This is a genomic window from Streptomyces sp. NPDC058650 (assembly GCF_042717315.1).
GTDB lineage: Bacteria > Actinomycetota > Actinomycetes > Streptomycetales > Streptomycetaceae > Streptomyces.
Window position 1 is genome coordinate 85,140 of the sequence record NZ_JBHXRL010000022.1, and the last position, 21,198, is coordinate 106,337.

The window sequence follows — 21,198 nt, forward strand, 5'->3', positions numbered from 1 at the left end:
AAGCTCCGTGCCGAACGGGGAAGGCGGTCACCGTGGGAGACCTCCTCGCGCACGAAGTCTAAGGGGGGACGGGACGCCGACCCGGGGCCGGGTCGGCGCCTCGTCCCCCGGGTCGGCCCGACCGCCGCCGTCCGTGCCGCCCGCCGCGCCCGAACGTACGGCCGGCAGGCGGGCGGCTCCTAGAGCGGGCGGTCGTGGCCCTCCCAATACGGGTCGCGGAGGCGGCGCTTGTACAGCTTGCCGTTGGGGTCGCGGGGCATGGCGGTGACGAAGTCGAGGGACTTGGGCCGCTTGAAGCCGGCGAGACGGTCACCGCAGTGGGCCAGGATCTCGTCGGCGAGCGCGGGCCCCGGCTCGTGCCCCTGGGCCGCCTCGACGACCGCCTTGACCTCCTCGCCCCAGTCGGCGTGCGGGATGCCGAAGGCGGCGGCGTCCGCGACGGCCGGGTGGGTGAGGAGCGCGGCCTCGATCTCGGCCGGGTAGATGTTGACCCCACCGGAGATGATCATGTCGATCTTGCGGTCGCGGAGGAAGAGATAGCCGTCCTCGTCGAGGAGGCCCAGGTCGCCGACGGTGAAGAAGTCACCGATGCGGTTCTTCGCCGTCTTCGCCTCGTCCTTGTGGTACTGGAAACCGCCGGTGTTCATCTTCAGGTAGACGGTGCCCACTTCGCCGGGCGGCAGCCGCTTCCCGTCGTCGTCGAAGACGGCGAGTTCGCTGATCGGCCAGGCCCTGCCGACCGTGCCGGGCTTCTTCAGCCACTCCTCGGCGGTGGCGAAGGCGCCGCCGCCCTCGCTGGCCGCGTAGTACTCCTCGACGCACCGGCCCCACCACTCGATCATCGCCCGCTTGACGTGCTCGGGGCAGGGCGCGGCGCCGTGGATGGCGTGGCGCATGGAGGAGACGTCGTACCGGTCCCGGACCTCCTCGGGGAGGGAGAGCAGGCGGTGGAACTGGGTGGGGACCATGTGGGTGTGGGTGCAGGCGTACCGGTCGATCAGCCGCAGCATCTCCTCCGGCGTCCACCGGTCCATGAGGACGAGCGGATGCCCGATGTGCAGGGCGGCGGAGGCGAACTGGAGGACGGCGGTGTGGTAGAGCGGTGAGCAGACGAGGTGGACGTCGCCGCCACCGGGCCGGATGCCGAAGATGCCGAGGAAGCCGCCGAGCGGGGTCTCCTCGGGGAGCCTGCCGGGCAGCGGGCGGCGGATGCCCCGGGGCCGTCCGGTGGTCCCGGAGGTGTAGTTCATGACCCAGCCGAGCGTGCGGTCGGCCGGTGCGGAGCCGTCCTGGCCGTCGAGGAGTTCGGCGTACGGGCGGAAGCCGGGGACCGTGCCGACGGCGTAGCGGTGGCTGGGGGCGAGCCCGGCCTCGTCGGCGGCGAGTGTCGCCGCCTCGGCGAACCGCTCGTGGGCCAGCAGGACCTTGGCGCCGGAGTCGGCGACGATCCAGGCGATCTCGGGGCCGACGAAGTGGTGGTTGACGGGGACCAGGTAGAACCCGGCCTGGGTGGCGGCGAGATGGGCCGTGAAGAATTCGGGGCCGTTGGGCAGGACGACGGCGAAGGCGTCGCCGCGTTCGAGTCCGGCGGCGCGCAGCCCGTGGACGAGCCGGTTGGCCTCGGTGTGCAGCCGGCCGGCGGTCCACTCCTCGCCGTCGGGGGTGACGAGCACCGTACGGCCGGGGTCGGCGGCCGCCTGGGCCCAGAATCCGGTGGTCGCCTGGCTCATGCCTCGCTCCGTCCCGCGATGCGGTTGATGCGGTCGACGGCCTTCTCGAAGCCCCGGGTGAGCTCGTCGACGACCTGCTGGACACTGCGCTCGGAGTTCATGCGGCCGACGATCTGCCCGACGGGCGTGCCGAGGAGCGGGTCGACCTCGTACTTCTGGATGCGGGAGACGGCCTCGGCGACCAGGAGTCCCTGGAGCGGCATGGGGAGCGGGCCGGGTCCTGCCGGGTCGTCCCAGGCGTCGGTCCACTCGGTACGGAGCTGGCGCGCGGGTTTGCCGGTCAGCGCGCGGGAGCGGACCGTGTCGCCGGAGCCCGCGGCGAGGAGCTTGGCGGTCAGGGCGCGCGAGTGCAGGTCGGCCTCGGTGGTGGTGAGCCAGATCGAGCCGAGCCAGACGCCTTGGGCGCCGAGGGCGAGTCCGGCGGCGATCTGCTCTCCGCTGCCGATGCCTCCCGCGGCGAGCACGGGCAGCGGGGACACCGCCTCGACGACCTCGGGGGTGAGGACCATGGACGCGATCTCGCCGGTGTGGCCGCCCGCCTCGTACCCCTGGGCGACGACGACGTCGATGCCGGCCTCGGCGTGGTGACGGGCGTGCCGGGCGCTGCCCGCGAGGGCGGCGACGAGGACTCCGTGGTCGTGGGCGCGGGCGACGACATCCGGGGGCGGGGAGCCGAGGGCGTTGGCGAGCAGTTTGATGGGGTAGTCGAAGGCGACGTCGAGCTGGCCGCGGGCGACCTGCTCCATCCAGCCGGTGATGCGCCACCCGGAGGCCTCGCCCTCGGCGAGTTCGGGCACGCCGTGTTTGGCGAGGGTCGCGCGGACGAACGCGCGGTGCTCCTCGGGGATCATGGCCTCGACGTCCGCCTCGCTCAGCGTTTGGTTTTTCGGGGCCTCGACCTTCTTCGCGGGCATCACGACGTCGAGGCCGTACGGCAGCCCGTCCGTGTGCTCCTGCATCCAGTCGAGGTCGCGCGCGAGATCGTCGGGCGCGGTGTAGCGGACCGCGCCGAGAACTCCGAATCCGCCGGCTCTGGTGAGGGCGGCGGCCACCGCGGGGAAGGGCGTGAAGCCGAAGATGGCGTGCTCGATCCCCAGTGTGCGACTCAGCTCCGTCTTCATGGGCGGCAGGATGCCGCAGCAGCGCGGCGGAGGGAAGAGATTTTCTGATGCTGCGTCAGATTCTTTCGTCGCCGCACCGCGCGGCACGTTGACGTTTCGTCGCGGCGCGGTGTGGGAGAGGGTGGGCATGACGGAGGATGCGACAGCACGAGACGGAGTCCTGAGTCGCCGCGCGTTCGGCGGCGGGGTACTGGCACTGGGAGGTGCGGTGATGATCGGTGCGCTGCCGGGGGCCGCGGCGGCAGCCGGCCCTGGGGCTGCGGCGCGGCGGACGACCCTGCGGCGCGGGTCGGCCGAGCGGGCCGGGCTGCTCCCGGACCACCTGGACCGGCTGGTCACGGACGCCGAGGCCTTCCTCGCCCCCTCCCCCACGCACCCCTGGTACGCGGGGGCCGTGCTGCTCGCCGGGCGCGGCGGGACCGTCGCCCTGCACCGGCCGATCGGCTCGGCCGTCCGCTACTCCGCGTACGACGAGAAGACGGACACGGGAGTCGAGCTGCCGCCGGGCGAGCAACTCCCGATGACCGAGGACACCGTCTTCGACCTGGCGTCGGTCTCGAAGCTCTTCACCTCGATCCTGGCGGTGCAGCAGGTCGAGCGCGGGACTCTTGAGCTGGAGGCGAAGGTCACCGCGTACCTCCCGGAGTTCGGGGGCGGCGGGAAGCAGGACATCACGGTGCGTCAACTGCTGACGCACACGTCGGGGTTCCGGTCCTGGATCCCGCTGTACCGGGAGCCGACCCGGGAGGGGAAGCTGCGGCTGCTCTGGAACGAGGTCCCGGCGAACGCGCCGGGAACCACGTACCTCTACTCCGACCTCAATCTGATCTCGCTCCAGCTGATCCTGGAGGAGATCACCGCTCGCGGTCTCGACACCCTGCTCCACGACGAGATCACCGCTCCGCTCGGGATGCACCGCACTCGTTTCAACCCACCGCTCTCGTGGCGGCCCGGCATCGCGGCCACCGAGGACGCCCGGCGTCCCTGGTCGGGTCTTGACCGGGGCATGGTGTGGGGCGAGGTACACGACGAGAACGCCTACAGTCTGGGCGGGGTCGCGGGCCACGCCGGGGTGTTCTCCCGCGCCTGGGACCTCGCGATCCTGGCGCGTACCCTCCTCAACGGCGGGGCGTACGGCAGGGCCCGCATCCTCTCCCCCGAGTCCGTCGACCTGATGTTCACCGACTTCAACACGGCCTTCCCCGGCGACGAGCACGGCCTCGGTTTCGAGCTCTACCAGCACTGGTACATGGGCGCGATGGCCACGCCGCGCACGGCCGGCCACACCGGGTTCACCGGCACCAGCCTCGTCCTCGACCCGACGACCGACGCCTTCCTGATCGTCCTCGGCAACTCGGTCCACCCGGTGCGCTCGTGGCGATCCGGCTCGGCGCCCCGGGTCGCCGCGGCGAACCACCTGGCCCGCGCCGTCCCCGTCCGCCCCGCCCGGGGCCGCCACGCCTGGTTCTCCGGCATGGCGAGCGCCACGACGGCCACGCTGACGCTCCCTCAGGTGCCGGGCGCCTCACGCCTGGAGTGCGCGCTGTGGTGGGACACCGAGCCGAACGCCGACCCGGTCGCCCTGGAACACTCGGCCGACGGCGGCACGACCTGGCAGCCGGTGCCCTTCGCCACCGACAGCGGCACCGGCACCGGCACCGGCACCGAGCACCCGACGGGCACGGTCGGCGGCTGGTCCGGCCGCGTCTGGCACTCCGTGTCCGCACCGCTGCCCGGACCCGGCGCGCTGCTGCGCTGGCGGTACGGCACGGACCAGCGGTACGTGGGGCGGGGCGTGTACGTGGACGGGCTGCGGCTGCTCGACGCGGCGGGGCGACCGGTGTTCGACGAGGCGCGGCCTGCGGACGGGGCGCGGATCGAGGCGAACGGCTGGGCCAGGTCCGCTGATTGAGCCCGCACGGACGGACCACCGGGGCGGACTGCGCACTAGTGATCACATGAGGTAGCGTCCCGGCCGGGAGATCTCACCGGGGGGATGGGACGAACGCCTAGGCGAGCGTCCGTCGCGTCGCCCGTTCGCGGTGTCCTCCCGCTCCGCGGGGGTCGCCGCAACCGGCCCGCTGACGAACGCGGCACGACCGCTTCCAGGCCCAGCCGCCCCATCGTCCTTCGCCCTCACCTTCACACCGAGGTGTTCCGTCATGCTGCCCCTGTCCGAGCGCCGTCCACCGGGCGCTCGCCGCTTCGCGCTGCCCGCGTGGCTGTGCGCGCTCTCCTTCGCCGTCCTGGCCGCGGTCGTGCTCGCGGTCACGCCGCCGTCGCGCGCGGCCGCGTCGACGACGACCACCACGTCCGCGACCACGGCGACCGGCGCGGGCGCCACCACGGCGTCGCTCACGACCCAGGTGTCCACCACGCCGTTCAAGGCGCGCGAGAACTACTTCTGCACCCGGATACCGGCCCTCGTCACCAGCAGGACGGGTGTCCTCCTCGCCTTCGCCGAGGGCCGCACGCGGCTGACGACGACCGGCTGCCACGACGTCGGCGACAACGACCTCGTGCTCAAGCGGTCCCTCGACGGCGGTGCGACCTGGGAGGCCCTCCAGGTCGTCGTCGGCGCGGGCGACGCGCTCGCGCACGGCAACCCCGCCCCGGTCGTGGACGCGGTGACCGGCCGGATCACCCTGCTGTTCTCCAGCAGCGACTGGAACCGTGACGCGGCCAAGCCCAAGCGCGACGGCTTCCCCCGCACCGTCCACGCCGTGCACAGCACGGACGACGGCGTGACCTGGTCCCCGAGCGTCGAGCTGCCGCAGCTGAAGGCGACGGGGTGGAGCTGGGTGTCCACCGGCCCCGGTCACGGCATCCAGCTCGACCGCGGGCCGCACCACGGCCGGCTGATCGTTCCCGGCGACCACACGGCGGGGGGCAACACGACCGCGGGCGCCCACCTGTCCTACAGCGACGACGGCGGCCTGACCTGGCAGCTCGGCGCCACCACCACCCCCGTGAGCAAGTCCGGCTCGTACCCGGCCGAGTTGACGGTCGCCCAGACCGTCGACGGCGGCGTGTACGTCAACGCGCGCAACTCCGAGCCGACCCGCTGCACCACCAACGAGCACCGGCTGGAGACCACGAGCGCCGACGGCGGCGCCACCTTCGCCGCGCCCTTCACCCCGGTGGCCCACCTGGACACGTCTCCGACGTTCGGCTCGCTGCTGCGGCTGCACGCGCGGGACCGCGACGGCAAGCCCGACCGGCTCCTCTACTCGGGCCCCTCGCGCCTTGGCCCCAGCCCGCTGGAGGACCGGCGCGAACTGGCCGTCCGCTCCTCGTACGACGAGGGGAAGACCTGGCAGACCGTCGGCACCCTGGTCTCCGCGGCCCGCACCGGCTACTCCGACCTGACGGTGCTGTCCAGCGGCTCCATCGGCGTCCTGTACGAGACCGCCGGCAACATCCCGCACGGCAACGTCGTCTTCACGGCCTTCACCGAGGGCGCCATGGACGCCGCCGCGACCGAGCTGCGCCGCCCGCGCACCGCCGACACCCGCGTGCGGGCTCCCGGCGAGGCCGGCAACCACGCCGTCATCCACGGCGGCGCCGCGCTCGGCGCGCGTGGCGGCGGCAAGGCCATGGAGTTCGACGGCCAGGACGACTACCTGCGTCTCGTCTGCTCGCCGTCCCTGCGGGTCGACGACCGGAACTTCACCGTCACGGCCTGGTTCCGGCATACGGCCACCACCGGCACGCTGCCGATCGTGTGGGCGTACGGGATGCCCGGCACCGACCCGCTGAAGAAGGGCCGGCACTTCTCGGTCCGGGCCGAACCCGGCACCGGAGCCGCCAATGTCCTGCGCGCCACCGTCGGCACGGACATCGGCTCCACGGAGGTGACACTGCCCTCCTCGTACAACGACGGCGGGTGGCACCACGTCGTGTTCACCCGCGACGGCCTCACCATCGGCCTCTCGGTGGACGGGGGCGTTCCCGCCACAGCCGTCATGCCGGCGGGCACCTCGGCGACGGAACGGAACCTCACCCCCACCGGCGAGTTCAACATCCACATAGGCGCCCGGCCCGACTTCCCCAACCAGCCGGCCGGGGTCGCGCAGCTCTTCCGCGGCACCCTGGACGACGTGCGTCTCTTCCGGCGGGCACTGACCCCGGACGAGGCCACCCTGGTGAAGGACGGCTCCCTCGCCGTGGCCACCGAGGACGAGCGTCTCCGCCTCGGTTTCTCCACCATCTGGTAGGTCAGTACCTGGTAGGTCAGTACCTGCTAGGTCAGTCGCCGGTTTGCGACGCGGCGCGCAGGGCGGTCAGTACGGGGCTGATCAGGGGGTGTTCCTCCGCCCCCCGCCGGACGGCGGCGAAGACCCTGCGGGTCGGTGCGACGCCGTCGATCGGCCGGACGTGGACGCCCGTCAACTCCATGCCGCGCAGGGCCGAGCGCGGTACGAGCGCCACGCCGGCGGCCGACGCCGCGAGGGCGACGACGGCGCGGAAGTCGTCGGACGAGTGCTCCGGGTTCAGGGTGAATCCGGCGTACTCGCAGGCTAGGACGGTCACGTCGTGACAGGGATTGCCGGCGGACTGGCCGATCCAGGCGTCCTTCGCGAGGTCGCCGAGCGCGACCCGCTCGCCGGCGGAGAGGGGGTGGCCGGGCGGCAGCACCGCGTCGAAGGGCTCCGCGTAGAGCGGGACGCGGGTGAGCCGGGCGTCGTCCTCGCCCGGCGCGCCCCGGTACTCGACCGCGACCGCCACGTCGACCTGTCGGTCGAGGACCATCATCAGGCTCTCGTCGCCCTCGGCGTCCCGCACGCGGACCCGGATGCCGGGGGCGGAGCCGGCCAGTGCCCTGATGGCGGGGGCCACCACGAGCCCGATGCCGGTGGCGAAGGCGGCGACGGTGACCGTACCGGCCTCGCCGGAGCCGTAGGCGGCCAGTTCGGACTCGGCGCGCTCCAGTTGGGCGAGGACGGCGTTGGCGTGGCTGAGCAGGATCTCGCCGGCCGGGGTCAGCCGGGCGCCCCGGGCGCTGCGGTCGACGAGCCGGTGGCCGGTCTCCTGCTCCAGGGCGGCGAGCTGCTGGGAGACGGCCGAGGGGGTGAGATAGAGCGCGGCGGCTGCCGCCGTGACCGTACGGTGGTCCGCCACCGCACGGAGGATGTGCAACCGCCGCGCTTCGATCATGCCCCTAGTCTCGCAGGCCGCGGGGCCTGCGCCCGCCTCAGCCCTGGAGGGCGGCGCGGGCCTCGACGAACGCGTCGACGGCCCGGTTCACGTCCTCCAGGGAGTGCGCGGCGGAGAGCTGTACGCGGATCCGGGCCTGGCCCTGCGGCACGACCGGGTACGAGAAGCCGATCACGTATACGCCGCGCTCCAGGAGCAGCTCGGCCATGCGGCCGGCCTCGGACGCGTCGCCGATCATGACGGGGGCGATGGCGTGGTCGCCGGGGAGGATGTCGAAGCCCTCCTCGGTCATGCGGGAGCGGAAGAGCGCCGTGTTGGCGTTCAGGCGGTCGCGCAGGTCGCCGGCGGACTCCAGCAGGTCGAGGACCTTGAGCGAGGCGGCGGCGATGACCGGGGCGAGGGTGTTGGAGAAGAGGTACGGGCGGGAGCGCTGGCGCAGCAGGGCGACGATCTCGGCGCGGGCCGCGACGTAGCCGCCGGAGGCGCCTCCGAGGGCCTTGCCGAGGGTGCCGGTGATGATGTCGACGCGGTCCATGACGCCGTGCAGCTCGGGGGTGCCGCGGCCGCCGGGGCCGACGAAGCCGACGGCGTGCGAGTCGTCGACCATCACCATGGCGTCGTACCGCTCGGCCAGGTCGCAGATCTCGGCGAGCGGGGCGACGTAGCCGTCCATCGAGAAGACGCCGTCGGTGACGATCAGCTTGCGCCGGGCGCCGCCCGCGGTCGCCTCCTTGAGCTGCTGCTCCAGGTCGGCCATGTCGCGGTTGGCGTAGCGGAAGCGGCGGGCCTTGGAGAGGCGGATGCCGTCAATGATCGAGGCGTGGTTGAGGGCGTCGGAGATGACGGCGTCCTCGGGGCCGAGGATCGTCTCGAAGACGCCGCCGTTGGCGTCGAAGCAGGAGGAGTAGAGGATCGTGTCCTCCTGGCCGAGGAAGGCCGAGAGGCGCGCCTCCAGCTCCTTGTGCACCTCCTGCGTGCCGCAGATGAAGCGGACGGACGCCATGCCGTAGCCCCAGCGGTCGAGCGCCGCGTGGGCGGCGGTGACGACCTCGGGGTGGTCGGCCAGGCCCAGGTAGTTGTTGGCGCAGAAGTTCAGGACCTCGCCGGGGCGGCCCCCCGCGGTGACGGCGACGGTGGCCGACTGGGGGGTGCCGATCACGCGCTCGGGCTTGTGGAGCCCGGCCTGCCGGATCTCTTCGAGGGTGGCACGGATGTCGTCGCGTACGGAATCGAACATGGGTCAGGCTCCCGCAGTCCAGTCGAGGATGATCTTGCCGCTCTTGCCGGAGGCCGCGTCGTCGAAGGCGGCCTCGAAGTCGGAGTACGCGTACCGGCCGGTGACGACGGGGGCGAGGTCGAGACCGCCCTCCAGGAGCACCGACATCGCGTACCAGGTCTCGAACATCTCGCGGCCGTAGATGCCCTTGACCGTGATCATGGAGGTGACGATCTTCGCCCAGTCGACGGCGAAGTCCTCGCTGGGCAGGCCCAGCATGGCGATCTTTCCGCCGTTGGTCATGTTGGCGACCATGTCGCGCATGGCGTGCGGGTTGCCCGACATCTCCAGGCCGACGTCGAAGCCCTCCTTGAGACCGAGGGTGCGCTGGCCGTCGGCGATGGTCTGCTCGGCAACGTTGAGGGCGAGGGTGACGCCCGTCTTGCGCGCCAGGTCGAGGCGCTCCTCGCTGACGTCGGTGATGACGACGTTGCGGGCGCCGGCGTGCTTGGCGACGGCGGCGGCCATGATGCCGATCGGGCCCGCGCCGGTGACGAGGACGTCCTCGCCGACGAGCGGGAAGGAGAGCGCCGTGTGCACGGCGTTGCCGAAGGGGTCGAAGATCGCGGCGATGTCGAGGTCGACGGGGACGCGGTGCACCCACACGTTGGAGGCGGGCAGCGCCACGTACTCGGCGAAGGCGCCGTCGCGGCCGACGCCGAGGCCGACGGTGGCGCGGCAGAGGTGGCGGCGGCCGGCCAGACAGTTGCGGCACTTGCCGCAGACGAGGTGGCCCTCGCCGCTGACCAGGTCGCCGATGGCGATGTCGGCGACGTCACGGCCGACGGAGACGACCTCGCCGACGAACTCGTGGCCGATCGTCAGCGGCGTGGCGATGGACTTCTGCGCCCAGCCGTCCCAGGAGCGGATGTGGAGGTCGGTGCCGCAGATGCCGGTCCGCTTGACCTTGATCAGTACGTCCCCGGGGCCGGTCTCCGGCTCGGGCACGTCCGTGAGCCAGAGTCCCGGCTCCGCCTTCAGCTTGACCAGCGCCTTCAATGCATCGGCTCCCGACGTGCGTGTCCTGTGATGTGGGGGTCCGGGCACGGCTGAGCACCCAAGATCCCTGGAAGAGAATCTTCCGTACGCGGGGCTCCTGGTCCATCGAGGATTTCTTAAGCGCGCTCGCAGGTCAGCTTCACGCCCCTGGCGGGCGCCGTCCGCCGTCAACGTTCGACGGTGGACGGTTCACCGTCCGAGGGCGGCCATCGCGGCGTTGTGGCCCGGGATGCCGCTGACTCCGCCGCCCCGGATCGCGCCCGCTCCGCACAGCAGCACGTTGGCGTGGTGCGTCTCGACGCCCCAGCGGCCGGCGCCCTCCTCCCCGTACGGGAAGGAGAGGTCCCGGTGGAAGATGTGGCCGCCGGGCAGGCGGAGTTCGCGTTCGAGGTCGAGCGGGGTCTTCGCCTCGACGCAGGGGCGGCCGTCCTCGTCGAGGGCGAGGCAGTCGGCGATGGGCTCGTCGAGGTGGGCGTCGAGCTGGGCGAGGGTGGCCTTGAGGAGCGCGGCACGGGTGCCGTCGTTGTCGGCGGTGAACAGCCGGGCGGGCGTGTGCAGTCCGAAGAGGGTGAGGGTGTGGTGGCCCTGGGCGGCGAGTTCGGGGCCGAGGATCGTCGGATCGGTCAGGGAGTGGCAGTAGATCTCGGAGGGCGGGGCGGTGGGGAGGTGTCCCGCGGCGGCCTCGGCGTGGGCGGTGGCGAGCTGCGCGTACCCCTCGGCGATGTGGAAGGTCCCCGCGAAGGCCTCGCGCGGGTCGACGGAGCGGTCGCGGAGCCTCGGCAGCCGGGTGAGCAGCATGTTGACCTTGAGCTGGGCGCCTTCCGGGGGCGGCGGGGGCGTCTCGCCGAGGAGGCCGGCGAGTGCCTGCGGGGAGGCGTTGACGAGCACCCGCCCGGCCTCGACGGTGGCCTCGCCGTCGTCGGCCGTGCGGTAGGTGATCGCGGCACGGTGTCCGTCGGTCTCGATACGGGTGACCTCGTGACCCGTGAGGATGCGGGCCCCGGCGGTGCGGGCGGCGTCCGCGAGGGCGTCGGTGAGGGCGCCCATGCCGCCGACGGGGACGTCCCAGTCGCCGGTGCCGCCGCCGATGACGTGGTAGAGGAAGCAGCGGTTCTGGAGGAGCGTGGAGTCATGGGCGTCGGCGAAGGTGCCGATGAGGGCGTCGGTGAGGACGACTCCGCGCACGAGGTCGTCGGCGAAGGCGCGTTCGACGGTGACGCCGAGGGGTTCCTCGAACAGCATCCGCCAGGTCTCGGCGTCGTCGACGCGGGCGCGGAGCGCGGCGCGGGTGGGGAGCGGCTCGGTGAGGGTGGGGAAGATGCGGCGGGCGGCCCGGCCGGTACGGCCGTAGAAGGCCTGCCAGGCCTCGTACGCGCGGTCGGAGCCGGTGAGCGCGGCGAAGGAGGCCCGCGTGCGGTCGGGCCCTCCGCCGACGAGGAGGCCGCCGTCGCCCTTCGGGGTGTACGAGGAAACGGACCGCTTCCGTACGGCGAAACGCAGCCCCAGCTCCCGCGTGATCTTCTCGGGGAGGAGCGAGACGAGGTACGAGTACCGGGAGAGGCGGGCGTCGACCCCGGCGAAGGGCCGCGTGGAGACGGCCGCCCCACCGGTGGAGCCGAGCCGCTCCAGGACGAGGACGGACCGTCCGGCACGGGCCAGATAGGCGGCGGCCACGAGGCCGTTGTGACCGCCTCCGACGATCACGGCGTCGTACGCGCGGGGTGCGCCGGGGGCGCCGGGGAGCGGGGCACGGGCGGTCATGGCTCATGCTCACACGGCATCGACGGGCCGGGGAAGACCGCGGAAGACCGGGAGACCGGGAGACCGGGAGACCGGGAGACCGGGAGACCAGGAGACCGGGGAAAGGCCGGGGAAGGCCGGGGAGCCGGGGGCGCGGGAAGACCGACGACGCCGCAGGAGATGATCTCCTTATGACCGAGATCATCTTGATGTCCGATCCGAGCGTCACCTCGATACCCGTGGCGGAGTGCGGCGAACGTCTCGTGGACGTCCGCCGCGACGGCGCACTGCCGGTCGACCCGCGCAAGGAGGACCCGGAGGGCGCCTTCGCCCACCTCCGCGAAGGCGTCGTCGAACGCCTGCTCACGGCCCAGTCCCTGCTCCCGGACGGGCTGAGGCTGCTGTTCGTCGAGGGGTACCGTCCGCCCGCCCTCCAGCGGGAGTACTTCGAGGAGTACACGGACGAGTTGCGCGCGCTCCACCCGGAGTGGCCGGCGGCGCGGATCCGTACGGCCGCGAGCCGGTACGTGTCCCCGCCCGAGATCGCGCCGCACAGTGCGGGCGCGGCCGTCGACCTCACCCTGGTGGGGCCCGACGGGCGTGAACTGGACCTGGGGACCCGGATGAACGCGGGGCCGGAGGAGAGCGCCGGAGCCTGCTACACCGACGCCGACACGATCGGCGCCGAAGCCCGCGCGCACCGGGACCTGCTGGGTTCCGTCCTGACCGCCGCCGGCCTGGTGAACTACCCGACGGAGTGGTGGCACTGGTCCTTCGGAGACCGCTACTGGGCCCTCATGACCGGGAAGGCAGCGGCAATCTACGGCCCGAAGGAGCTGGACCACCCCGGCCACTGAGCCGCACCCGACCGTCGGGCCTCACGGTGCGTCCGCGGCGGGCAGGCCGGACGCGGCGCGGAGGAGGGCGGCGGCCTCCGTGGGGCGGCCGAGGCGCTCCAGGCACTGGGCCTCGTCGTCCCGACCCGCGAGGGTGTCCGGGTGGTCCGGGCCGAGGACCCGGGTGCGGATGGCCGCGATCGCTCGGTGTGCCACCAGGGCCTCGTCCCAGCGGCCGAGCCGCCCGAGGGCGACGGCGGTCTCGCGGTGGCTCAGGAGGGTGTCGTGGTGGTCGGGGCCCAGGACGCGCTCCCGGGCGGAGCGGACGCTCTCGGACTCGTCGAGCGCCTCCTCCCACCGCCCGAGCCTGCCGAGGTTGACCGCGAGGGCGTGGCGGGCGCGCAGGGTCTCGGGCCCGTCGGAGCCCTGCACGCGCGTGCGGGCCGCGACGACGTCACGGCAGACGTCCAGGGCGTCCGCGGCCAGCCCGATACGGCCGAGGCAGACCCCGGTCTCGTAGCGGGCGGTGAGGGTGTCCGGGTGGTCGTCGCCGAGGGCGGCGGCACGCGCGTCGGCCACGGCGCGGTACTGGGCGAGCGCCTCCTGCCCGCGCCCCAGCCGCCCGAGCGTGTACGCGACTTCGTGGCGGGTCACGAGCGTGTCGGGGTGGTCCTCGCCGAGCAGCCGGGCCCGGGCCTCCACGACCTCGTGCGCCGTGCGGTACGACTCCTCCAGGCGGCCCAGGCGGCCGAGCGTGAAGGCGAGGTTGTGCCGACAGCGCAGGGTGTCGGGATGGTCGGGGCCCACGGTGCGCTCGCGGGCGGCGAGCACGGCGACGTACACCTCGTACGCCTCGGTGTGCCGTCCGAGACGGCCCAGCGCGTACGCCCGCTCCTGACGCGCCGCCAGGGTGTCGGGGTGGTCGTCGCCGAGGACCCGGGCGCGGCCCTCGGCGACCCGGTCGAAGGCGTCCAGGGCGTCGGCGGGGCGGTCGAGCCGGGCGAGCGCGAAGCCGACCTCGTAACGGCTGGTCAGCGTGTCGGGATGGTCGTCGCCGAGGACGCGGGCGCGGTGCTCGGCGACGGACCGGTGCACCGACTCGGACTCGTCCCAGCGGTCGAGTCTGCCGAGGCCGATCCCGGCGCGGTGCCGGCCCGCGAGCACCGCGAGCAGCTCCGCGGTGGGCCCGGGGGCGGGTGCGGCCGTCTCGTCGGCGAGTGAACTCGCGTCCGACGCGCGCGTGGCGGTGGTCCACTCGGTGGTGAGCACGGCCGCGGCCGGGTCATGGGCGACCGGACGTGGCGTCGTGGCGGTGCCGGCCGGGGCGCCCGCGACCGCGGGCCGGTGTCCGCCGCTCATCCCCCGGGCCCACGCGGGCGCGGGCGCGCCGGGGCCGGGCCCCGGAGCTCCCGGCACCGGATACGGCGCGGTCTCCGCGAGCTCCACTCCCCCGCCCGGTCCCGGGACGGGCACGGGCGCCGGGGACGGGGCGAAACGGCCCGAGACGATCCGGCGCCGCAGGTCGCCCGCGTCGGCCGGTCGCTCCTCGGGGACCTTGGCGAGCAGGTCGACCACGATCCGGTCGAAGTAGGGAGGCAGCTCGGCGCGGTGCGAGCGCGGCGGGCGCGGCACCGTGTCCCGGTGCCCGATGAGGATCGCCCAGGAGTCGTCCAGGTCGAAGGGCGGGGCGCCGGTGGCCAGTTCGTACAGCACGCACCCCAGCGAGTAGAGGTCGCTGCGGTGGTCGACCTCGCCGCCGCCGATCTGCTCCGGCGACATGTAGTGGGGCGTCCCCATGGCGATGCCGATCCCGGTGAGCTTGGAGGTGAAGCCCATGCCGGTGCCGAGTCGCGCTATCCCGAAGTCGCAGAGCTTCACCGTCCCGTCCGCCAGCCGCATGATGTTCGCGGGCTTCAGGTCGCGGTGCACGATGCCCTGGCGGTGCGTGTACGCGAGGGCGTCGGCGACCTGGTCGGCGATCTCGACGAGGTCCTGGACGGGCAGCGGGTGCTTGGCGTTGGCCGCGAGGAGCTGACTGAGGTTGCGCCCCTCCAGAAGCTCCATGACCAGGAAGAGCACGCCGTCGTACTCGCCGAAGTCGTGCACGACGGTGATGCCCCGGTGCTGGAGCGCGGCGGCGACGCGGGCCTCGCGCCGGAAGCGCTCGCGCACCACCGAGAGGAAGTGCGGGTCGTGCTGCGGACCGAGCGGCTTGAGGCACTTCACGGCGACGCCGCGCCCGAGTGCCTCGTCGGTGGCACGCCAGACCTCGCCCATGCCGCCGCGGCCGATGACCTCGTGCAGGCGGTACCGGCCCTGGATCAGCCTGCTGTCCCCCATCGTGTGCTGTCGCCCCCGTCGCCTCCGTGCACCCTCCCCGACATGTCCAGTATGGCCGCAGGCTCTGACAGTGGGTACGGGTAGGGCACGTGTCAGGGATCGGAGGGCGTGCCGGCGCCCCCGTCCCGGGCGCCGAGGAGGGAGCGGGGATCGGGGCGGGTGTCCTGTCCGAGGCGGTCCATGGCCCGGAGGATGTGCCGGGGCGGCCAGCCGCCGGCGCAGGCGGTCGGGGACGCACCGGAGCAGGTCGGCCGTCGCGGTGAGCCGGTGGGCGAGGGTCCCGGGCGCCGGGGCGGGCCTGCCGTAGAGCGCGTGGGCGTAGGGAGGCAGGATGTCGTACGCGAGCACCGTCACGCGCCGCCAGATCACCTCGCGCGCCGGTGCCGGGGCGGGTTTGACCGGCGGACGGCGCAGGAATTCCTCGACGGTCCGCGCGTCCGACCCGGCGGCGAGCCGGGCCCGGTGGACTCGGGCCCTGCGGAGTCGGGCCCAGTGGACTCGGGCCCGGCGGGCTCCGTCGCGCTTCTCCGGTCAGGTCTCCGTGGGCGGAGCCGTATCGTCGCCGCCGGCAGAACACCCGATCATCGAGAGGCACCAGTCATGAACGTATCCGCATCCGGGCGGCGCGTGCTCGTCAGCGGCGCGTCGCGGGGGCTCGGCCGCGCGGTGGCCCGGGCGTTCGCGGCCAACGGCGACCGCGTGGCCGTCCACTTCGGCTCGCGCGAGGAGGAGGCCCGTACCACCCTCGCGTCGCTGGCCGGTGGCGGCCACACCCTGGTCGGCGGCGACCTCGCGGAGCCGTCGGGGGCGGCGGCCGTGGTGGACGCCGCGGCGGCGGCACTCGGCGGAATCGACGTGCTGGTGAACAACGCGGCGGTGAACATCCGCCACCCCTTGGCGGAGACACCGTACGAGGAGTGGGTGGCGGTGTGGCAGCGGCACGTGGCCGTGAACCTGCTCGCCACGGCCAACCTGAGCCATCTCGCGGCACGGCGCATGATCGACCAGGGCGGGGGCGGCCGGATCGTGAACATCGGCTCCCGTGGCGCCTTCCGGGGCGAGCCGGACCATCCGGCGTACGGGGCGACGAAGGCCGCCGTGCACGCGCTGGGCCAGTCGCTCGCGGTCTCGCTCGCGCCGTACGGGATCGCCGTCGCCTCGGTCGCCCCCGGCTTCTTCGCGACGGAGCGGGTGGCACCGCGCGTGGAGGGGCCCGAGGGCGAGGCGATCCGGGCACAGAGCCCGTTCGGGCGGGTGGGCTCGGCCGAGGAGATCGCGGCGGCGGTCCTGTGGCTCGCCTCCCCCGCCGCCGAGTGGTCCTCGGGCACGATCCTCGACCTCAACGGCGCTTCGCATCTGCGGAGTTGACACCGGCGCGGTACGGGACACGACCGCGTGCGACGGCGCGGGCGCACGGCCATGTGCGGCGGCGCGGGCGCACGGCCATGTGCGGCGGCGCGGGCGCACGGCCGCCGAGGTGAGTACGCGTACTCAGGTATCGTCGCCCGGGCTCCGCGATGCTGATGCGCGAATGCCGGAGCGTCACAGGGGGACACACATGAACCACGCCTTGCAGCTGCGCGCTGCCACGCCCGCGGATCACGACTGGATCCACGAGCTGCGCCATCGCGTGTACGCCGAGGAGCTGGGACAGCATCCGGTGGATCCGTCGGGGCGGCTGAGCGACGGGCTCGACGGCGACAACGTGTACCTCGTGGCCGCGCGCGGCGAGACGCGGATCGGCTTCGTCAGCCTCACCCCGCCGTGGGTCGGCCGCTACTCGCTGGACAAGTACCTGACGCGCGAGGAGCTGCCGGTCCTGACGGACGAGGCGCCCTTCGAGATCCGCGTCCTGACCGTCGAGGAGCGCTGGCGGTCCACCGCGGCGGCGCCGCTCCTCATGTACGCGGCGCTGCGCTGGGTCGCGGCGCGGGGCGGTCGTCAGGTGGTGGCGATGGGACGCACGGAGCTGCTCGACATGTATCTCGCCGCCGGGCTGCGGCCGGTGGGGCGGACGGTCCGCTCGGGCGCCGTCTCCTTCGAGGTGCTGAGCGGCTCCGTGGCCGAGCTGACGAGGACGGTCGCGGAGCGCCACGGGCGGACCCTGGAGCGGCTGCGGGCGGATCTCGACTGGCGGCTGGACGTGGCGTTCGCGCCGCGCGCGGACGGCTGCGAGCACGGCGGTGCCTTCTTCTCGGCGATCGGCACGGACTTCCGGACGCTGAACCGTCGTCACGAGGTGGTCGCGGCGGACGTGCTGGACGCCTGGTTCCCGCCGTCCCCCGCTGTCCGCGCGGTCCTGTCGGACGACCCGGGGTGGGCGGCGCGGACCTCGCCGCCGACGGGCGCGGAAGGACTGCTCGCGGAGATCGCCGGAGTCCGTGGACTGCCGGTGGAGTCGCTGGTCGTCGGGGCGGGCTCGTCCGACCTGATCTTCCGGGCGTTCGGCCGGTGGCTGACGCCGGGCAGCCGGGTGCTCCTGCTGGATCCGAGCTACGGCGAGTACGCGCACGTCACCGAGCGGGTGATCGGCTGCCGGGTCGACCGGCTCAGGCTGAGCCGGGAGGACGGCTGGCTGCTCGACCCGGCCCGGCTCGCCGCCGCGACCGCGAGCGGGCGGTACGACCTCGTGGTCGTGGTCAACCCGAACAATCCGACCGGCCGCCACGCTCCCGCCGACGCGCTGCGCGCGGTGATCGAGGCCTCGCCCGCACGGACCCGGTGGTGGATCGACGAGGCGTACCTGGGCTATGTCGATCCGGCGGATTCGCTGGCCGGACTCGCCTCGGTCGACCCGAGGGTCGTGGTCTGCACCTCGCTCTCGAAGATGTACGCGCTGTCGGGGATGCGGGCCGCGTACCTGGTGGCGGCCCCGGACACGGCCGGGGAGCTGCGCCGATGGACGCCGCCGTGGCCCGTGAGCCTGCCGGCCCAGCTGGCCGCCGTGACAGCGCTGCGCGACCCCGCGTACTACGCGGAGCGCTGGGCGCGCACCGCTGTGCTGCGCCGGGCACTCGCCGCCGGGCTCGCGGAGCTCGACGGGTTCTCCTCGGTCGACGAGGGGGTGGCGAACTTCCTCACCGTGACCCTGCCGCCGGACGGGCCGAGCGCGGCCCTGCTGGTGCGCGAGTGCCGCCGCCACGACGTGTACCTGCGGGACCTGTCGCCGATGTCCCCAGCGTACGAGGGGCGGATCGTCCGCGTCGCCGTCCGCGACACGGCGGAGAACGCGCGGATCGTGGCGGCGTGCCGGAGCGCCCTGGAGGCGCTGCGCGCACAGACGGAGCCGCCGGTGGCGTCGGGTGTGCCGGGCGGTCGGGTCTCCGCGTCGTGACGACGGTCTCCGGTCTCGTGCCGTACCTCGGCGGGGCACTGGCGGTCGGCGGGATCGCGGTGGCGGCGACCCGGCAGCGTGAGCTGATGGTCCGCTGGTGCGTGTGGGCGCTCGGAGTGCCCCTGGTCACCGCCGCGTTCTGGCTCGGCCCGCCGGGGATCGTGGTCCTCGCGGCCATCGTCGGAGTGGTGGCGGTGGCGGAGTTCGGCGGGCTGCTGCGGCTAGGCCCGGTGGACCGTGCGGTCCTCGGCGCGGCGGTCGTCGGGCTGATCGTGACCGCCTGGCTGGCACCCGGCGAGGTGCTCCGGGTGGCGGCGGTCGGTGCTCTCGCGATCGCCGGGGTGCCCCTGCTGTCGGGTGACGCGGAGCACGGGCTCCGCCGCCTGGGCGCGGGGCTGCTCGGGCTCGTGTGGCTGGGTGCCCTGGCCGGCCTCGTACCGTCGGGCGCCCTCGGTCTCGTCCTGTTCGTGGCCGTGTCGATCGCCGACATCGTCGCGTACGCGGCGGGTCGCCGTCTCGGCGGCCCCCGGCTGTCCCCGCTGTCGCCCGCCAAGAGGTGGAGCGGCACGCTGGCCGGGGCGGCGGCCGGTCTCTGCGCGCTCGCCGTACTGTCGTCCCTGACGTGGCAGACGGCGGTGGCCGTGGCGGTCGGCGGCCCGCTCGGGGACCTGCTGGAGTCGATGGTCAAGCGGGGCGCCCACGCGAAGGACGCCGGCCGCTGGCTGCCCGGCTCCGGCGGCCTGCTGGACCGGATCGACTCCCTCCTCGTCGCCCTGGCGGTGCTGTTGGTGCTGAGCTGAGGCACGGTTCCGCTCCGCCACCGTCGAACCCCAGGAACCGGCCGCGAACCGCCTTCGTCAGGCCCGGCGCGAAGGCGTCCATGTGCTCGCGGAGGTGGCGACGGCGGTGAGGGCCGCGTGGATCGCGTGCAGCTCCTCCGCGCTCGGCTCCAGCCCGCCGGGCCCCGGGATCACCGGGGTCGGGTCGGCATCCGGCAGGCCGGCCGCGTGACTGAGGCGGGCGGCTCAGCGGCGGACGCGGGGCATGCCCAGGCCGATCCAGGAGATGATCTCGCGCTGGATCTCGTTGTTGCCGCCGCCGAAGGTGAAGATGACGGCGGAGCGGTAGCCGCGTTCCAGTTCGCCGTGGAGGACCGCGCCCGCCGAGCCCTCCTTGAGGGCGCCCGCCGAGCCGACGACCTCCATCAGGGCGGCATAGGCGTCGCGGCGGGCCTCGGAGCCGTAGACCTTGACGGCCGAGGCGTCCTGGGGGGTGAGGGTGCCGTGCTGGACGGCGTTCACCATCTGCCAGTTGAGGAGCTTCATCGCGTCGAGCCGGGCGTGGGTGCGGGCCAGGGTGCGGCGGACCCACGGGAGGTCCAGGACGCGCCGGCCGTCGGTGAGCTTCGTGTCGGCGGCCCAGCGCTGGACGTCGTGGAGAGCGCGAATCGCCATGGTCCCGTGCGCCGCGAGCGTCACGCGCTCGTGGTTGAGCTGGTTCGTGATGAGGCGCCAGCCCTTGTTCTCCTCCCCGACCCGGCGCGAGGCCGGGACGCGGACGTTGTCGTAGTAGCTGGCGGTCGTGTCGTGCGAGGCGAGGGTGTTGATGATCGTGCACGAGTAGCCGGGGTCGCTCGTCGGGACGAGGAGCATCGTGATGCCCTTGTGGGGCGGGGCGTCGACGTCCGTGCGGACGGCGAGCCAGACCCAGTCGGCGGTGTCGCCGTTGGTCGTCCAGATCTTCTGCCCGTTGACGGTGTACTCGCCGGTGGTCTCGTCGCCCTCCCGGATCGCGCGGGTCTTGAGCGCGGCGAGGTCGGTGCCCGCGTCGGGCTCGCTGTAGCCGATCGCGAAGTCGATCTCGCCGGAGAGGATCCGGGGCAGGAAGTACGCCTTCTGCTCATCGGTGCCGAAGCGCATGATCGTCGGCCCGACCGTGTTCAGAGCCATGAGCGGCAGGGGTACGCCGGCCTGGGCGGCCTCGTCGAAGAAGATGAACTGCTCCATCGGGGAGAGTCCGCGCCCCCCGTACTCGACGGGCCAGCCCACCCCGAGCCAGCCGTCCGCGCCGAGCCGGCGCACGGTCTCCCGGTAGAAGCGCTTCTGCGCGGCGGGGTCCTCGTACCGGGTGTGGAAGTCGTCCGGGACGAGCCCGGCGAAGTACGCACGCAGCTCGGCGCGCAGGCTCTTCTGGGCGGGCGTGTACTCGAGGTGCATGGGGGCCTCCCGTGGCGGCGCGCCCTACGGCGTCCTGTGGCGTCGCGTGACGGCGGCCACGGTAGAACGTGTTTCACAAATGCGGAAGGCCGCGGCCCCGGTTCGGGCAAGCCGATCCGGGGCCGAGGGGACGGGTGAGACGACGGACGGGTCTAGGGCAGGAGCTCGTCCATGGAGGCGCGCCCCTTCTCCGCCATACGGCGTTCGGCCCAGGCGAGGCTCTTCGGATTCACGTCACGGCCGGAGGCCAGGACCAGGTCCTCCGCCGTGAACTCGCCCTCCGATCCGGCGTGGAGCAGCCGGTCGGGCGTCGGGAGATCCCCCGCGGACATCTTGTCGGGCTCAGCGTTCATGCCGCCTCCTACGTGTTCTTCCGGCACTCGCCATTCTCGTGTCCTGCCGACGGGAGCGCATCCGGGGCGGTCTCCGGCCCTCCCCTGCCGAGGTGG

15 protein-coding genes are annotated in these 21,198 nt (G+C 73.5%); 6 read left to right on the forward strand and 9 right to left on the reverse strand.

The features are described from left to right. Positions 1-179: 179 nt before the first annotated feature. Positions 180-1,730 (reverse strand): acyl-CoA synthetase, encoded by a 1,551-nt coding sequence (locus tag ACFWWU_RS30485; RefSeq protein WP_384150059.1) that lies wholly within the window; start codon positions 1,728-1,730, stop codon positions 180-182. Next, a complete protein-coding gene (locus tag ACFWWU_RS30490) occupies positions 1,727-2,851 on the reverse strand; it encodes an NAD(P)H-dependent flavin oxidoreductase (RefSeq protein ID WP_384150062.1) in 1,125 nt (374 codons plus the stop codon). Before ACFWWU_RS30490 ends, ACFWWU_RS30485 begins: the two co-directional genes overlap by 4 nt. 127 nt (positions 2,852-2,978) lie before the next feature. Between ACFWWU_RS30490 and ACFWWU_RS30495 the strand changes: the two genes are divergently transcribed. Next, entirely contained in the window at positions 2,979-4,763 is a 1,785-nt protein-coding gene (locus ACFWWU_RS30495; RefSeq protein WP_384150064.1) for a serine hydrolase, read from the forward strand. Positions 4,764-5,013: 250 nt separating this feature from the next. After that, entirely contained in the window at positions 5,014-7,068 is a 2,055-nt protein-coding gene (locus ACFWWU_RS30500) for an exo-alpha-sialidase (RefSeq protein ID WP_384150067.1), read from the forward strand. Positions 7,069-7,099: 31 nt separating this feature from the next. Here the strand turns inward: ACFWWU_RS30500 and ACFWWU_RS30505 are convergent, their stop codons facing one another. From ACFWWU_RS30505 to ACFWWU_RS30520, 4 genes are all read right to left on the reverse strand, one after another. Next, positions 7,100-8,008, reverse strand: coding sequence for a LysR family transcriptional regulator (locus ACFWWU_RS30505; RefSeq protein ID WP_384150070.1), 909 nt, complete (start codon positions 8,006-8,008; stop codon positions 7,100-7,102). Positions 8,009-8,045: 37 nt separating this feature from the next. Continuing rightward, positions 8,046-9,245: a glycine C-acetyltransferase gene (locus ACFWWU_RS30510; protein WP_384150073.1), complete on the reverse strand. Its 1,200-nt coding sequence runs from the start codon at positions 9,243-9,245 to the stop codon at positions 8,046-8,048. Between the two features lie 3 nt (positions 9,246-9,248). Then, complete coding sequence (gene tdh, locus ACFWWU_RS30515) at positions 9,249-10,283, reverse strand: L-threonine 3-dehydrogenase (RefSeq protein ID WP_384150076.1); 1,035 nt, start codon at positions 10,281-10,283, stop codon at positions 9,249-9,251. Between the two features lie 189 nt (positions 10,284-10,472). After that, positions 10,473-12,044: a phytoene desaturase family protein gene (locus ACFWWU_RS30520; protein WP_384150079.1), complete on the reverse strand. Its 1,572-nt coding sequence runs from the start codon at positions 12,042-12,044 to the stop codon at positions 10,473-10,475. Between the two features lie 170 nt (positions 12,045-12,214). On the opposite strand from ACFWWU_RS30520, the gene ACFWWU_RS30525 reads away from it, so the two are divergent. After that, positions 12,215-12,880, forward strand: coding sequence for a M15 family metallopeptidase (locus ACFWWU_RS30525; RefSeq protein ID WP_384150082.1), 666 nt, complete (start codon positions 12,215-12,217; stop codon positions 12,878-12,880). Between the two features lie 21 nt (positions 12,881-12,901). On the opposite strand, the gene ACFWWU_RS30530 is transcribed toward ACFWWU_RS30525, so the two are convergent. Then, positions 12,902-15,199 carry a tetratricopeptide repeat protein gene (locus tag ACFWWU_RS30530; protein ID WP_384150084.1) on the reverse strand — a complete coding sequence of 766 codons (2,298 nt, stop codon included), beginning with the start codon at positions 15,197-15,199 and terminating at the stop codon, positions 12,902-12,904. Between the two features lie 600 nt (positions 15,200-15,799). Between ACFWWU_RS30530 and ACFWWU_RS30535 the strand changes: the two genes are divergently transcribed. From ACFWWU_RS30535 to ACFWWU_RS30545, 3 genes are all read left to right on the forward strand, one after another. Continuing rightward, a complete protein-coding gene (locus tag ACFWWU_RS30535) occupies positions 15,800-16,567 on the forward strand; it encodes an SDR family NAD(P)-dependent oxidoreductase (RefSeq protein ID WP_384150087.1) in 768 nt (255 codons plus the stop codon). Positions 16,568-16,757: 190 nt separating this feature from the next. Next, positions 16,758-18,533, forward strand: coding sequence for an aminotransferase class I/II-fold pyridoxal phosphate-dependent enzyme (locus ACFWWU_RS30540; RefSeq protein ID WP_384150090.1), 1,776 nt, complete (start codon positions 16,758-16,760; stop codon positions 18,531-18,533). After that, positions 18,530-19,333, forward strand: coding sequence for a phosphatidate cytidylyltransferase (locus tag ACFWWU_RS30545; RefSeq protein ID WP_384150093.1), 804 nt, complete (start codon positions 18,530-18,532; stop codon positions 19,331-19,333). The genes ACFWWU_RS30540 and ACFWWU_RS30545 overlap by 4 nt, the downstream gene beginning before the upstream one ends. Before the next feature lie 225 nt (positions 19,334-19,558). On the opposite strand, the gene ACFWWU_RS30550 is transcribed toward ACFWWU_RS30545, so the two are convergent. Both ACFWWU_RS30550 and ACFWWU_RS30555 read right to left on the reverse strand, forming a co-directional pair. After that, entirely contained in the window at positions 19,559-20,749 is a 1,191-nt protein-coding gene (locus ACFWWU_RS30550; protein WP_384150096.1) for an acyl-CoA dehydrogenase family protein, read from the reverse strand. A 152-nt stretch (positions 20,750-20,901) separates the two neighbouring features. Continuing rightward, the gene (locus tag ACFWWU_RS30555) at positions 20,902-21,102 is read right to left on the reverse strand and encodes a hypothetical protein (RefSeq protein WP_384150098.1); all 201 of its coding nucleotides are present in this window, start codon (positions 21,100-21,102) and stop codon (positions 20,902-20,904) included. Positions 21,103-21,198: the final 96 nt, after the last annotated feature.